Here is a 13,786-nt window from a genome sequence, read left to right as displayed (position 1 = left end):
TATACCTGAGCTATGACCTCACGCGCCAGTTGAGGTCGGGCTTGATGCGCAAACATTGCGGCTTAAAAGGTCGCGCAGTTGATTTTTCTCTTCGGTGCTCAATTCACTTTGACGTGCTTTTCGAAGAAGTTGTTCCAGGTTTCGCTCGCGTTGGCGGGCTGACAAGCTAGTAATGGTGTCGAAAAACTGTTGTTCAAGGTTATCTCCATCAATCAGCCATTCCTTTTCTGCCAGCGCTTTGAGCAGTCGGCCTTGTTCGGTGCCGTGCCAGCGCGCAATCAGTTGAAATGAGTTTAGCTTGGGATTCTTCTGTACGGCTTCGAGCAGGGCGACCAACAGTTGCGTGTTGGTATGGTCCTCGGCAGCGAAGTGCCCGGCATCCTCGACTTTCTCAGCCAGTTGCGGGTGATGCAGTAGCGTTCGCAAGGCTGCCAGGGTGGGCGGCTCTACAGCCGCCGGCACCCGTGGCGCGCGCGGTTGATCGCGATCGCCGCCACGTTTGCCGTTCTTGTCCCACGGCCTTTTGTCCCATTTCTTGCCGCCTGCGCCAGGCTTCTTCGGTGTCCATTCTTGCTGCGGCGCGTACATCTCCTGTGCCTGCGGCTGATGGTAGTCGCTGTAATCCGGCATGGCGTCGTAATCGATGCCCGGATCGTAAGCGGGTGGCGCTTCCTGAGGGTGAGGCGTGCTTTGCACGAGTTGGCTCACGGCTTCACCGCTAAGCCCGGTAATTTCGCTCAGGCGCTGGCGCATCAAGATGCGCAGGTTGGCGCCGGGGACTTTGTCGATCAGCGGCGCGGCGAGGGTGGCCATGTGGGCCTTGCCTTCGAGGGAGCGCGGGTCCGATTCCTCGGTCAACTGTTGAAAAAAGTAATCGGCCAATGGCTGGGCGTGCTGATTGATTCGCGCGCGGAAGGCGTCAGTGCCCTCGGAGCGGACCAGGGTATCCGGGTCCTCTCCCTCGGGCAGGAACAGAAAGCGCGCCCGGCGCCCGTCCTGCAAGCATGGCAGGGTTGCCTCCAGCGCCCGCCAGGCCGCATTTCGGCCCGCCTGGTCGCCATCAAAGCAGAACAGCACGCTGGGCACCACGCGAAACAGACGCTTCATGTGCTCTTCGCTGGTGGCGGTGCCCAAGGTTGCAACGGCATTGCGCAGGCCTTGCTGAGCGAGGGCGATGACGTCCATGTAGCCTTCGACGACGATGATTTCGTCGAGGTTGCGATTGTTCTTGCGTGCTTCATAAAGGCCGTAGAGTTCCTGGCCTTTATGGAAAACCGGGGTTTCCGGTGAGTTCAGGTATTTCGGCTTGTCATCGCCAAGGACCCGGCCGCCGAAGGCGATGATGCGCCCGCGACTGTCGCGGATCGGGAACATTACGCGATCGCGGAAGCGGTCATAGCGCTTGCCGGTCTCGGCGTTCTCGATCAGCAGGCCGGCATCGATCATGGCCTTTTGCTGCAGAGTATCGCTACTCAAGTGCTTGTACAGATTGTCCCAGCCAGGCGGGGCAAAACCGAGGCCGAAGTCCCGGGCGATTTCTCCCGTTAGTCCACGACCTTTCAAGTAATCCACGGCGGCTTTGCGCGACGGATGGCTTTTCAGGGCCTGACGATAAAAATCGGCGGCGGCGGTGAGCAGCGGATACAGCGGCGAATCAGTAGGCTGGCGCGGTTTATGCGGCCGACCGCTTTCTTCGCGGGGAATTTCCATGCCGGCGGCTTTGGCCAGTTCTTCGACAGCCTGGACGAAATCCAGATTGTCATGGTCCATCATGAAGCCGAGGGCGTTACCGCCAGCGCCACAGCCGAAGCAGTAATAGAACTGTTTGTCGGGGCTGACGCTGAAGGAGGGGGTTTTCTCTTTGTGAAACGGGCAGCAGGCAGTGTAGTTCTTGCCGGCTTTTTTCATTTGCAGGCGCGAGCTGACCACGTCGACGATGTCGGTGCGGTTCAGAAGGTCGTCAATGAAGCTCTGGGGAATTAGCCCGGCCATGGCGTTCTCGTCATCTGCGCTGAAATGGACCCAAAACGAAGAGCGGCCAAACGCGGGTCGTTGTTTGAGGCGCGCAGGGTGTGCGGCTCGACCGGTGTCGTCTGCGTAATCGCTGTCGGGAAGTGTATCTGCCGAAAATCCACTGACGTTAGTACCCATCAGTATTCGACTATTTGAAAGTGTTTCGCTGAATCCGGCGACGGCCAGTCATTGGCCTCGGATAGCTCATAAGCGGGCACGCAAGAAGGTGCCTTGGGCTGATCGTCGTGAGAGGAATCAGTGGGTGTGCTCGTCAGTAGCCTTGGAAGGCTCGTCAGAAAAGACGTGCACCGCTGGCAAAAGAGCCAGGTCTGACGCTGTGAAGCAGATTTGTCTCGGTCGCGTCTGCGGCTTTGACGGTGAAGCATCAAGCGTTGTCCGCAAATGCCATTAGCCCGGCTGAGGGCCGGGCTTGGCAGAAGCTTGCTACGATCGGCTGTGTATTAGTACAGACGAACGGCGCGGCGCTGTTCGCGCTGAACTTTCTTGGCGTGACGCTTAACAGCGGCTGCTGCTTTACGCTTACGCTCAGAAGTTGGCTTCTCGTAAAATTCGCGGCTACGAACTTCAGCCAGTACACCGGCTTTTTCGCAGGAGCGCTTGAAACGACGCAGAGCTACGTCGAAGGGTTCGTTCTCTTTTACTTTGACGGCTGGCATCCAGAGCTACCTTCATTCATTACCGGGGTCAACATCCTCGCGGCAAAAGAGCACTTGAAGACGTCGGTTTTTAAGGGTTGCGGATGTTAACCCCTCATCGCTCGGAATGCAAAGCCTCTGATCGAAAACCGCTGGTCGGGGCATCACGCGACGACTATTATGCGCGCCTTCGAATTCAGCCTCTACAAGGCGCAAACCCATGCTAGTACTGGGATTAGAAACCTCTTGCGACGAAACCGGTGTCGCACTTTACGACAGTGAACGCGGGCTGTTGGCCGACGCGCTGTTCAGTCAGATCGATCTGCATCGTGCCTATGGTGGCGTGGTGCCGGAGCTGGCTTCGCGTGATCACGTCAAACGCATGCTGCCCTTGATTCGTCAGGTCCTGGCCGAGGCAGACTGTTTGCCGACCGAGATCGACGCCATCGCTTATACCGCGGGTCCTGGCCTGGTGGGAGCCTTGCTGGTGGGGGCTTCCTGCGCCCAGGCGCTGGCCTTTGCCTGGGGCATTCCGGCTTTGGGCGTGCACCACATGGAAGGACACTTGCTGGCACCAATGCTGGAGCCGCAACCACCGCAGTTCCCGTTCGTCGCTTTGTTGGTGTCGGGTGGGCATACGCAGCTGGTTCAGGTCGACGGGATTGGTCAATACGCGCTCTTGGGCGAGACCCTCGACGATGCTGCCGGCGAAGCTTTCGATAAAACCGCGAAAATGATGGGCCTGAATTATCCGGGCGGCCCGGAGATCGCGCGTCTGGCGGAGCAGGGCGTTGCGGGGCGTTTCACTTTTCCGCGTCCGATGTGTGATCGTCCAGGCCTGGCTTTCAGCTTCAGCGGGCTGAAAACCTTCGCCCTGAACACCTGGCAGCAGAGCGTCAGCGCCGGGGACGACAGCGAGCAAGCCCGTTGCGACATCTCGCTGGCGTTCCAGCAGGCCGTGGTGGAGACTTTGACCATCAAGTGCAAGCGTGCCCTGAAACAGGCGGGTCTCAAGCGTCTGGTGATTGCAGGGGGCGTCAGCGCCAACAAAGCACTGCGGGTTTCACTGGAGAAAATGCTCGGCGACATGAAGGGCGATGTGTTTTATGCCCGTCCGGAGTTCTGCACCGATAATGGCGCGATGATTGCGTTTGCCGGTTGCCAACGCTTGCAGGCCGGCCAGCATGAAAGCCTGGCGATCAGCGTGCAGGCGCGCTGGCCGATGGAGCAACTGTCGGCGCTGTAATGAGCGGCGCTCACGTGCGGTGGTTAAAAATGCCGTTCGCGCCCGGCAAACAGGTCGCGTAGATTGCCGCGATGACGCCAGACAATCAGGCCCGTGAGCGCGCTCATGGGCAGTAACGCCGCCGGTTCTTGCCAGGCAAGCAGTGGCAGGGTCAGTGGTGTTGCAATCAGGGCGGCGAGTGAGCTGGTGCGGGTCAGATAGAACGTCAGCACCCAGGCGCAGACCGCCAGCAGTGCGGCCGGCGGGTAGAGGCCCAGCAGCATGCCAGCCGCGGTGGCGACACCCTTGCCACCGCGAAAGCGGAAGTACAGCGGAAACAGGTGACCGATAACGGCACAGACGCCGATCCAGGCCTGTTGCTGCAGTGAAAGGCCCACGGCACCTGCGATCAATACGGGTAGCAGACCTTTGTTCAGGTCGCCGAGCAAGGTCAGGATGGCGAGTTTCTTGCCCGCCAGACGCAACATGTTGGTGGCGCCGGCATTGCCCGAGCCACCCATTCGCGGATCGGGGTTCCCGGTCAGGCGGCTGAGCAAAATGGCGAAGGACAGAGAGCCGAGCAGGTAGGCGAGAGTCGCCAGTAACCAAAACATGCTAACTATTCCGGGCGAGGACGCCCTGATTCTAACGGCGCATTGCGCCCTTGTCGTGCAGTGGAGAGAAGTGCTTGGACAGAGTGTTTATCGAGGGCCTGGAAGTCGACACCGTGATTGGTGCCTACGACTGGGAACGAGGCATCCGACAGTGTCTGCGACTTGATCTGAGCTTCGCCTGGGACAATCGTCCGGCCGCCGCCGGTGATGACCTGACCCTGGCGCTCGACTACGCGAGCGTTTCGTCGCGCATTCAGGCGTTCGCCGAGCAGGCGCAGTTCCAGCTGGTCGAGACCTTTGCCGAGCGTCTGGCTGAAGTGCTGATGAGCGAATTCAAGATCACCTGGATGCACCTCAAGCTGACCAAGCCAGGCGCCGTCCCGGCGGCCACGGGTGTGGGCGTGGAGATCGAGCGCGGATGTCGCTGACTCAGGTGTATCTCGGGCTCGGTAGCAATATCGAGCGCGAAGCCCATTTGCAGGCAGGCCTGGACACCCTGGCGGGTTTCCTGGTGGATATGCACTGCTCGGCGGTATTCGAAAGCCAGCCGGTGGGGATCAAGAGCGGCCCGTTTTTTAACTTTGTGGTCTCGGCCTTCACTGATTTGCCGCTGATGGAGTTGGACCGACGGTTGAAATTCATCGAGGCGGATAACGGCCGTTACGCGCCGGACCGCAAGGGCTTGCCGCTGGATATCGACGTGCTGCTGTTCGGCGATCTGGTGGGCAACTTCGATGGCTTGGTCTTGCCGAGGGCAGAAATTCTGAGAAATGCTTTTGTGCTGTGGCCGTTGTCGCTGATTGCGCCGGACAGAGTGCATCCGGGCGTAGGCAAAAGCTTTGCGGCTTTGTGGAATGAGGCGCAGATTGATCAGGTGCTGGCGCCGGTTGCTTTTGAGTGGCGCGGCGAGCAGTTGACCCCCTCCGATATGCTGTAAAGCAAAAGATTGCAGCCTGCGGCAGCTCCTACACCAAGCCGGTTCACCCGTCACATTGCGGATGTACCCCGATCACATGTAGGAGCTGCCGAAGGCTGCGATCTTTTGATTTTGCTTAGGCGTTTTCTTTGTAAGCTTTCAAGGCTTTGAGCCGCTCACCCTTGATCGCCTCGCCCAGCTCCGGGCCCTTGAATCCCTTCTCCAGCAATGGCTGAACGGCAATACTGCGCGCCGCAGTTGCCGCACCCCGTAAATAATCCGCCTGTGGATAACTTCTCTGCTCCAGGCCTTTGCGCCCTCGAGCGTCCATCTCACACGCGGCGATAAACTCCTCAAAGCGCTGAGGTCGACGATAGACGTCGAAACTCTGCAGCAATTCCAGCAAGGTCGACGCTTTCAGCTCCAGAGCACGATGGCCATGGGTGTGATACTTGCCCACCAGAAGCGCTAGTTCCTGGCAGTCCTTCGGTGCCTTGAAGCGCTCGTTGGCCGCTTTGATCAGTTTCAGGCCTTTGTGCTCGTGGGCAATGTGGCGGGGCCATTCTTCCTCGGGCGTCAATCCTTTGCCCAGGTCATGCAGCAAGCAGGCCCAGCGTACGGTTAGCGGTTGTTTGTGCAGCGCCGCTTGCTCCAGCACGCTCAGGGTATGCACGCCCGTGTCGATTTCCGGGTGATGGGCTTCGGGTTGCGGTACACCGAACAGCGCGTCGACTTCCGGCATCAATACCTTGAGCGCACCGCATTCGCGCAGCACCTCGATGAACACCTGGGGCTGGTCTTCCATTAGTGCGCGGGCTATTTCTTTCCAGCTGCGTTCCGCGGTCAATGCCTCCAATTCACCTGATTCGCTGAGTTGACGCATCAGCTCCAATGTCTCGGGGGCGACGGTAAAGCCCAGTTCCGCATAACGTGCGGCGAAGCGGGCAACGCGCAGAACACGGAGCGGATCTTCGGCGAACGCGGGGGAAACGTGGCGCAGCAAGCGAGCCTCGAGATCCCGTTGACCATGGTAAGGATCGGTCAGGTTCTGCTGATCATCTTCGGCCATGGCGTTGATCGTCAGGTCGCGACGAATCAGATCTTCTTCGAGCGTGACGTCGGGGCTGGCGTGGAAGATGAAGCCGCCGTAGCCCCGCCCGTTTTTGCGTTCTGTGCGGGCGAGGGCGTATTCCTCACCGCTTTTGGGGTGAAGAAATACCGGGAAGTCCGCGCCCACCGGACGAAAGCCCTTGGCGAGCATTTCTTCGGTGGTGGCGCCCACAACGACCCAGTCGATATCGGTGACAGGCTTGCCCAGCAGGCGATCGCGTACAGCACCGCCGACTTTATAAATCTGCATAAAAAACCTCCGTTAGCCCGACAGAATAACCTTTGCGTCGAACTTACGGAGGCAGAAAAACAGGATCAAAGATGAATGACTGCCAAGTCCAGCCGGCCGTAATCCCCCTCGCCATGTTCGCTTCTGGGCGGAACATGGTGGGTTTTCATCACCTGATCCCCTTGCAGGGTTTCCAGGTGAATGTCGAAGCCCCAGAGGCGGTGCAGGTGTTTGAGCACTTCGTCAGTGGAGTCGCCCAGCGGTTTGCGATCGTGTTGCTGGTGACGCAAGGTCAGGGAGCGGTCGCCACGCCGGTCGATGCTGTAGATCTGGATGTTGGGCTCGCGATTGCCCAGGTTGTATTGCGCTGCCAGGGTTTCACGAATGGTTCGATAGCCGTCTTCGTCGTGTATCGCCGGAACCAGCAGATCGTCCTTCTGATCGTCATCGAGGATGCTGAACAGCTTGAGGTCGCGGATCACCTTGGGTGACAGGTACTGCAGGATGAAGCTTTCGTCCTTGAAGCTGCTCATGGCGAATTTGATGCTGGACAGCCAGTCGGTGCCGGCGATTTCCGGAAACCAGCGATAGTCCTCTTCGGTGGGGTGTTCGCATATCCGGCGGATATCGCGATACATGGCAAAACCCAGTGTGTAGGGGTTGATGCCGTTGTAGTAGGGGCTGTCGAAGCCAGGTTGAAAGACCACGCTGGTATGAGAGGTCAGGAATTCCATCATGAAGCCTTCGGTGACCAGACCCTCGTCATACAAGTCGTTCATCAAGGTGTAATGCCAGAACGTGGCCCAGCCTTCGTTCATTACCTGGGTCTGGCGCTGTGGATAAAAATACTGGGCGATCTTGCGCACGATCCGCACGATTTCGCGCTGCCAGGGCTCCAGCAGCGGGGCGTGTTTTTCGATGAAGTACAGGATGTTTTCCTGAGGTTCGGCGGGGAAGCGTGCGTTGTCCTTGTCGCTGTACTTGTCCGCGCCTTTTGGAATGGTCCGCCACAAATCGTTGATCTGCTTCTGCAGATGCTCTTCCCGATCCTTCTGCCGACGGCGTTCTTCTTCGGCGGAAATCGGATAAGGGCGCTTGTACCGGTCGACCCCGTAATTCATCAGCGCATGGCAGGAGTCAAGCAAGTCCTCTACCGCATCGATGCCGTGGCGTTCTTCGCACTGCATGATGTACTGCTTGGCGAACACCAGGTAATCGATGATCGAGCTGGCGTCGGTCCAGGTGCGGAACAGGTAATTGCCTTTGAAGAAACTGTTATGGCCATAGCAGGCGTGAGCCACCACCAGAGCCTGCATGCAGATGGTGTTTTCTTCCATCAGGTAGGCAATGCAGGGATCCGAGTTGATCACAATCTCATAGGCCAGACCCATCTGGCCACGGCTGTAGGATTTTTCGGTGCTGAGAAAGTGTTTGCCATAGGACCAATGGTGATAACCCAAGGGCATGCCGACAGAGGCGTAGGCATCCATCATCTGCTCGGCGGTGATCACTTCGATCTGGTTGGGGTACGTATCCAGCGCGTAGCGAGCCGCGAGACGACTGATTTCGCGGTCGTAGGCCTGGATCAGCTCGAATGTCCATTCGGAGCCGGTAGAAATGGGGTGGCGCTTCTGCTCTTTGGCGGTCATGTCACTAACCTGCGCTGGAAGAGTTCACGAAAGACCGGATAGATATCCCCGGCCGAGACCAGTTGCTGCTGGGCAAAAGTGTCAGAGAAGGCTTCGGCGATGCGTTCGTATTCGAACCACAGGGCCTGGTGTTCGCGCGGGGTAATCTCAACATAAGTGTAGTACTGCACGAACGGCATGATCTGATTGATCAGGATGTCGCGGCAGATCGGCGAATCATCGTTCCAGTTGTCGCCGTCGGACGCTTGGGCGGCATAGATGTTCCATTCATTGCTCGGATAACGCTCAGCCATGATCTCCTGCATCAGTTTCAGGGCGCTGGAGACGATGGTGCCGCCGGTTTCCCGGGAGTAGAAAAACTCCTCCTCATCCACTTCACGGGCACTGGTGTGGTGGCGGATGAATACGACGTCGATTTTGTCGTAGTTCCGCTTGAGGAACAGATACAGGAGGATGAAGAAGCGTTTGGCAATGTCCTTGGTCGCCTGGGTCATGGAGCCGGACACGTCCATCAGGCAAAACATCACTGCTTTGGAGCTGGGGTTCGGCTGCTTGATCAGCAGGTTGTACTTGAGGTCGAAGGTATCGAGAAACGGCACTCGGTGAATGCGCGCGCTGAGCTTCTCGATTTCTGCTTCGAGGTCCTGGATATCGCCGAAGTTGTCCGGTTCTTCCCGTTTAAGCCGCAGCAGTTCCTCTTTGACTTCGCGCAATTTCGCCCGGCTGCTACCGGACAAGGCAATGCGCCGGGCATGGGCCGAACGCAGGGTGCGGATAATGTTGATCCGTGACGGGTTGCCCTCGTTGCTGATACCTGCGCGTACGGTCTTGAAGGTGTCGGTGCCGGTCAGGTGGCGTTTGACCAGGTTAGGCAGCTCAAGGTCCTCGAACATGAATTCGAGGAATTCCTCCTGGGTAATCTGGAAGACGAACTCGTCCATCCCTTCACCCGTGTTACCGGCCTTGCCGGGGCCTCTGCCGCCGCCACCTCCGGGCGGACGGGCAATGTGCTCGCCGCTGGTGAATTCCTTGTTGCCGGGATGCACGATGGTTTGCTTGCCGCCACGACCGTGGTGAAGCACCGGCTCGTCGATGTCGCGGCCGGGAATGCTGATCTGCTCGCCGTGTTCCATATCGGTAATGGAGCGCCGGCTGACCGCCTCTTCGACAGCCTTTTTGATGTGATCACGGTAGCGCCGCAGAAACCGCTGGCGGTTTACCGTGCTCTTGTTCTTGCCATTGAGACGTCGGTCGATCACATAGCTCATGACTGCTCCTTAGAAGCTGTCCTGAAAGGGGCGAGCGTTAACGCAGCATAAGGCCGGTGCCGGAGGGTGTACACGCTCCCCCCAAGCGCTTGTGCTGCCTGAACCTCGCTACCGCATTTCGGACACCTCCAGAGGCCTGTGTAACAGAAAAAGCGTAAACAGGCCTCGGGCTAACGACAACCGGTCTGACCGGCAGCGGGTTACTGTGATTTTCTGACCCGCAGGTACCACTCGGACAGCAGTCGTACCTGTTTGTCGGTGTAGCCCCGCTCGACCATCCGTGTGACGAAGTCGTTGTGCTTCTGCTGGTCCTCTTTGCTGGCCTTGGCGTTGAAGCTGATGACCGGCAGCAAGTCCTCGGTGTTGGAGAACATTTTCTTCTCGATGACCACCCGCAGTTTTTCGTAGCTGAGCCAGGTTGGGTTCTTGCCGTTGTTGTTGGCTCGGGCGCGCAGTACGAAGTTGACGATTTCGTTGCGGAAATCCTTCGGATTGCTGATGCCGGCCGGTTTTTCGATTTTCTCCAGTTCTTCGTTCAGGGCTACGCGGTTGAGGATCTCGCCGGTTTCCGGATCGCGGTATTCCTGATCCTGAATCCAGAAGTCGGCGTACAGCACGTAGCGATCGAAGATGTTCTGGCCGTACTCGCTGTAAGACTCGAGATAGGCAGTCTGGATCTCCTTGCCGATGAATTCGATATAACGCGGTGCCAGGTACTCTTTCAGGAAGCGCAGATAGCGTTCGCGGGTCTCCGCCTGGAATTGTTCCTGCTCGATCTGCTGTTCCAGCACGTAGAGCAGATGCACCGGGTTGGCGGCGATTTCATGCGGATCGAAGTTGAAGACCTTCGACAGAATCTTGAAGGCGAAGCGGGTCGACAGACCGTTCATGCCTTCGTCGACACCTGCTGCATCACGGTATTCCTGGATCGACTTGGCCTTCGGATCGGTGTCCTTGAGGTTTTCGCCGTCATACACGCGCATCTTGGAGTAGATGTTGGAGTTTTCTGGCTCCTTGAGGCGCGAGAGCACGGTAAATTGCGCGAGCATTTTCAGGGTGTCGGGCGCGCAATGGGCCTTGGCCAGCGAGCTATTGAACAGTAGTTTGTCGTAGATTTTCACCTCGTCGCTGACGCGCAGGCAATACGGCACTTTGACGATATAGATCCGGTCGATGAACGCTTCGTTGTTTTTGTTGTTCCGAAAGGTGTGCCATTCCGATTCGTTGGAGTGGGCGAGCAGGATCCCGGTAAACGGAATCGCCCCCAGGCCTTCGGTGCTGTTGTAGTTGCCTTCCTGGGTGGCCGTCAGCAATGGGTGCAGCACCTTGATCGGTGCCTTGAACATTTCGACGAACTCCATCAGGCCCTGGTTGGCCCGGCACAGCGCCCCCGAGTAGCTGTAGGCATCGGCGTCGTTCTGCGGGAACTCTTCCAGTTTGCGAATATCGACCTTGCCCACCAGTGCCGAGATGTCCTGGTTGTTTTCATCTCCCGGCTCGGTTTTCGCGACCGCGATCTGGTTGAGGATCGACGGGTACAGTTTCACCACGCGGAACTGGCTGATGTCGCCGCCGAATTCGGCCAGGCGCTTGGTGGCCCATGGCGACATGATGGTATTGAGATAGCGCCGGGGAATGCCGAAGTCTTCTTCGAGGATCGCGCCATCTTCGGTGGCGTTGAACAGACCCAGAGGCGACTCGAAAACCGGCGAGCCCTTGATTGCATAGAAGGGCACTTTCTCGATCAGTTGTTTGAGCTTTTCGGCCAGGGACGACTTACCGCCACCGACAGGGCCAAGCAGGTAGAGGATCTGTTTCTTTTCTTCCAGGCCCTGAGCGGCATGGCGGAAATACGACACGATCTGGTCGATGCATTCTTCCATCCCGTGGAAGTCTTCAAAGGCCGGATAACGGCGGATCACCTTGTTGGAAAAGATTCGCGACAGCCTCGAGTTGGTCGAGGTGTCGAGCAGCTCCGGTTCACCGATGGCCAGCAAAAGACGCTCAGCTGCGGAAACATAGGCGCTGCGGTCCTTTTTGCACAGCTCCAGGTACTCTTGCAGAGAGAGTTCTTCCTGGCGCGTGGACTCGAAGCGTTGTTGGAAGTGGCTAAAGATACTCATGACGTCACCTCGCTCGATACGTGGAGCCGACGCCGGTCAGTCGATGCTGGCAAGCAACTGAATATGCAGTTGCTGTTTACCCCCCAGAACACCTCCAGGGTAATCAACCCTGAAAGCTACTCCCGATGACCCGCGCGCCGGTGTACCGGCTCTCCCCTGTTTTGGATGGCCTGCGCTTAAGGATAGTTCGGAATCTTGAAGGTAAAGGCGCAATAAGTAATTAGTTGTGGCAGACCGTTCGTCAGCCAGCGCGCAAGCCCGCGGGAGCTGGGCCTTGCGCGCCTTGAAAAAAATTATTCGGAAGTGCCTTGCGCCGTTTCCGAAGGATAGGTCGTACGCCACAGCTCAAAACCGCCATCCATGCTGTAGACGTCGGAGAAGCCCTGACTGATCAGGTAAGCGGCTGCGCCTTGGCTGGAATTGCCGTGATAGCAGACCACTACCGTCGGCGCGTCCAGGTCAGCGCCTTGAATGAAAGCATGCAGAGAATGGTTGTCCAGATGCTTGGAGCCGGCAATGTGCAGCGCGGCAAACGTTGCCGGGTCGCGGACATCGACCACCACCGCGCCTTGTTCGCGCAGGGCCTGGGCCTGTTCTGGGGGGATACGTTTGAATTCGCTCATGGCGGGCTCCTGTGGCTCGGCTGAAAGCGCAGTCTAGCGCGGGGCGCTGGCTGACGTTTGTTCGGGAATAGAGGTCGCGACAGCCGGCCGAGCGTGGCCATGGGCGTCGCATTTACATTGCAGGCGCTCAAAGGTGTCGACGTTCATCAGGGTCATGGCGCCACCCCAGACGCAACCGGTGTCGAGCGCAAACAGACCCGGCTCGTCGCACTGGCCTTCGAGCGCCGCCCAATGGCCGAAGATGATCTTCAGGCCTTTGGTCTTGCGCTCCTTGTGGGTGAACCACGGCGCATAGCCCGGCGGTGCGGTGTCGATGCCTTCCTTGCCCTTGAGATCAAGCTTGCCGTCGCTGGTGCAAAAGCGCATCCGGGTAAAGTAGTTGGTGATGACTCGCAAGCGCGCCGCGCCTTTGAGGTCGTTGTCCCATTTCACCGGTTCGTTGCCATACATACCGTCAAGGTAAGGTGCGAAGCGGTTGTCGTCGCGCAGGGCTTCTTCGACTTCGGTGGCGCACTTCAAGGCTTTGCGAAGCGACCATTGTGGCGGGATGCCGGCATGGACCAGGGCGATATCGCGTTGTTCGTCGTAATGCATGAGCTTTTGTTGCCGAACCCACTCCAGCAGCTCCCCGCAATCGGGTGCCTCAAGAATTTCGCGCAGCGTGTCGGCCTTCTTCAGGCGTTCGATGTTTTGCCCGACGGCCAGCAAGTGCAGGTCATGGTTGCCGAGCACGCAGATCAGCGATTCGCGAAGGCTATAGAGGAAGCGCAAGGTTTCCAGCGACTGTGGGCCTCGGTTGACGAGGTCGCCCACCAGCCATAGACGGTCCCGGGCGGGGTCGAAGGCGACTTGCTTGAGCAGGCATTGCAGCGGTTCAAGGCAACCTTGCAAGTCGCCGACGGCATACGTCGCCATCAGTGCAGGGCTCCGGGTACTGCCAGACGGAAGGGGGCGATGACAGCATCGAAGTGTTTGCCGTCGTCAGCGACCATTTCATAACTGCCCTGCATCGTACCGACCTTGGAGGTCATGACGGTGCCGCTGCTGTAAGTGTGGCTCTTGCCCACGTCGATCAACGGCTGCTGGCCGACGACGCCTGCACCGCGAACCTCCTCGACATGCCCGTCACCGTCGGTGATCACCCAGTGCCGTGAAAGCAGTTTGGCGGGCACCAGGCCATTGTTCTGCACGGTGATGGTGTAGGCGAAGGCAAAGCGATTTTGCTCGGGTTGCGATTGTTCTGCCAGATAGCGGGTGACGACGCTGACGTCGACCTGATAACGAGGATCGGACATGCAAAAGGCCTTAGAAACGAAGCGGGACGCGGGGCGTAGCTGATAGAACTCAGTCTAGGCCAAGT

General features: G+C 58.4%; 13 protein-coding genes. 3 read left to right on the top strand and 10 right to left on the bottom strand.

Annotated features, from left to right (window positions below; genetic code table 11):
• Nucleotides 1-18 precede the first annotated feature (18 nt).
• Nucleotides 19-1,992, bottom strand: a complete 1,974-nt coding sequence (gene dnaG, locus ACYZT2_RS26135) for a DNA primase (protein WP_461968521.1) — start codon at nucleotides 1,990-1,992, stop codon at nucleotides 19-21.
• A gap of 482 nt (nucleotides 1,993-2,474) precedes the next feature.
• Nucleotides 2,475-2,690 carry a 30S ribosomal protein S21 gene (rpsU, locus tag ACYZT2_RS26130; RefSeq protein WP_002551877.1) on the bottom strand — a complete coding sequence of 72 codons (216 nt, stop codon included), beginning with the start codon at nucleotides 2,688-2,690 and terminating at the stop codon, nucleotides 2,475-2,477.
• Nucleotides 2,691-2,889: 199 nt separating this feature from the next.
• On the opposite strand from rpsU, the gene tsaD reads away from it, so the two are divergent.
• Nucleotides 2,890-3,915, top strand: coding sequence for a tRNA (adenosine(37)-N6)-threonylcarbamoyltransferase complex transferase subunit TsaD (tsaD, locus tag ACYZT2_RS26125; RefSeq protein ID WP_461968519.1), 1,026 nt, complete (start codon nucleotides 2,890-2,892; stop codon nucleotides 3,913-3,915).
• A 23-nt stretch (nucleotides 3,916-3,938) separates the two neighbouring features.
• Here the strand turns inward: tsaD and plsY are convergent, their stop codons facing one another.
• A complete protein-coding gene (gene plsY, locus ACYZT2_RS26120) occupies nucleotides 3,939-4,508 on the bottom strand; it encodes a glycerol-3-phosphate 1-O-acyltransferase PlsY (RefSeq protein ID WP_461968517.1) in 570 nt (189 codons plus the stop codon).
• Between the two features lie 74 nt (nucleotides 4,509-4,582).
• Between plsY and folB the strand changes: the two genes are divergently transcribed.
• Entirely contained in the window at nucleotides 4,583-4,936 is a 354-nt protein-coding gene (gene folB, locus ACYZT2_RS26115; RefSeq protein ID WP_253552248.1) for a dihydroneopterin aldolase, read from the top strand.
• Nucleotides 4,927-5,445, top strand: coding sequence for a 2-amino-4-hydroxy-6-hydroxymethyldihydropteridine diphosphokinase (gene folK, locus ACYZT2_RS26110; protein WP_461968515.1), 519 nt, complete (start codon nucleotides 4,927-4,929; stop codon nucleotides 5,443-5,445). The genes folB and folK overlap by 10 nt, the downstream gene beginning before the upstream one ends.
• A 115-nt stretch (nucleotides 5,446-5,560) precedes the next feature.
• Here the strand turns inward: folK and ACYZT2_RS26105 are convergent, their stop codons facing one another.
• From ACYZT2_RS26105 to apaG, 7 genes are all read right to left on the bottom strand, one after another.
• Nucleotides 5,561-6,784 (bottom strand): multifunctional CCA addition/repair protein, encoded by a 1,224-nt coding sequence (locus ACYZT2_RS26105; protein WP_461968513.1) that lies wholly within the window; start codon nucleotides 6,782-6,784, stop codon nucleotides 5,561-5,563.
• Nucleotides 6,785-6,849: 65 nt separating this feature from the next.
• A complete protein-coding gene (locus ACYZT2_RS26100) occupies nucleotides 6,850-8,412 on the bottom strand; it encodes a SpoVR family protein (RefSeq protein WP_461968511.1) in 1,563 nt (520 codons plus the stop codon).
• A complete protein-coding gene (locus ACYZT2_RS26095; RefSeq protein WP_192344792.1) occupies nucleotides 8,409-9,680 on the bottom strand; it encodes a YeaH/YhbH family protein in 1,272 nt (423 codons plus the stop codon). Before ACYZT2_RS26095 ends, ACYZT2_RS26100 begins: the two co-directional genes overlap by 4 nt.
• Nucleotides 9,681-9,880: 200 nt before the next feature.
• On the bottom strand, nucleotides 9,881-11,803 hold the full coding sequence (locus tag ACYZT2_RS26090) for a PrkA family serine protein kinase (RefSeq protein WP_007904259.1): 1,923 nt from the start codon (nucleotides 11,801-11,803) through the stop codon (nucleotides 9,881-9,883).
• 293 nt (nucleotides 11,804-12,096) lie between these two features.
• Nucleotides 12,097-12,426: a thiosulfate sulfurtransferase GlpE gene (gene glpE, locus ACYZT2_RS26085; RefSeq protein ID WP_030130002.1), complete on the bottom strand. Its 330-nt coding sequence runs from the start codon at nucleotides 12,424-12,426 to the stop codon at nucleotides 12,097-12,099.
• Between the two features lie 33 nt (nucleotides 12,427-12,459).
• Nucleotides 12,460-13,341 carry a symmetrical bis(5'-nucleosyl)-tetraphosphatase gene (locus tag ACYZT2_RS26080; RefSeq protein WP_461968508.1) on the bottom strand — a complete coding sequence of 294 codons (882 nt, stop codon included), beginning with the start codon at nucleotides 13,339-13,341 and terminating at the stop codon, nucleotides 12,460-12,462.
• Nucleotides 13,341-13,721, bottom strand: coding sequence for a Co2+/Mg2+ efflux protein ApaG (apaG, locus tag ACYZT2_RS26075; RefSeq protein WP_461968506.1), 381 nt, complete (start codon nucleotides 13,719-13,721; stop codon nucleotides 13,341-13,343). Before apaG ends, ACYZT2_RS26080 begins: the two co-directional genes overlap by 1 nt.
• Between the last annotated feature and the right edge of the window lie 65 nt (nucleotides 13,722-13,786).

The organism is Pseudomonas sp. MDT1-85 (genome assembly GCF_054898065.1).
This window is presented reverse-complemented; position numbering and strand designations above follow the sequence as displayed.

Coding starts and splice junctions, on each gene's coding strand:
- dnaG (WP_461968521.1), bottom strand. CDS start 1,992: ATGGCCGGGCTAATTCCCCAGAGCTTCATTGACGACCTTCTGAACCGC.
- rpsU (WP_002551877.1), bottom strand. CDS start 2,690: ATGCCAGCCGTCAAAGTAAAAGAGAACGAACCCTTCGACGTAGCTCTG.
- tsaD (WP_461968519.1), top strand. CDS start 2,890: ATGCTAGTACTGGGATTAGAAACCTCTTGCGACGAAACCGGTGTCGCA.
- plsY (WP_461968517.1), bottom strand. CDS start 4,508: ATGTTTTGGTTACTGGCGACTCTCGCCTACCTGCTCGGCTCTCTGTCC.
- folK (WP_461968515.1), top strand. CDS start 4,927: ATGTCGCTGACTCAGGTGTATCTCGGGCTCGGTAGCAATATCGAGCGC.
- ACYZT2_RS26105 (WP_461968513.1), bottom strand. CDS start 6,784: ATGCAGATTTATAAAGTCGGCGGTGCTGTACGCGATCGCCTGCTGGGC.
- ACYZT2_RS26100 (WP_461968511.1), bottom strand. CDS start 8,412: ATGACCGCCAAAGAGCAGAAGCGCCACCCCATTTCTACCGGCTCCGAA.
- ACYZT2_RS26095 (WP_192344792.1), bottom strand. CDS start 9,680: ATGAGCTATGTGATCGACCGACGTCTCAATGGCAAGAACAAGAGCACG.
- ACYZT2_RS26090 (WP_007904259.1), bottom strand. CDS start 11,803: ATGAGTATCTTTAGCCACTTCCAACAACGCTTCGAGTCCACGCGCCAG.
- glpE (WP_030130002.1), bottom strand. CDS start 12,426: ATGAGCGAATTCAAACGTATCCCCCCAGAACAGGCCCAGGCCCTGCGC.
- ACYZT2_RS26080 (WP_461968508.1), bottom strand. CDS start 13,341: ATGGCGACGTATGCCGTCGGCGACTTGCAAGGTTGCCTTGAACCGCTG.
- apaG (WP_461968506.1), bottom strand. CDS start 13,721: ATGTCCGATCCTCGTTATCAGGTCGACGTCAGCGTCGTCACCCGCTAT.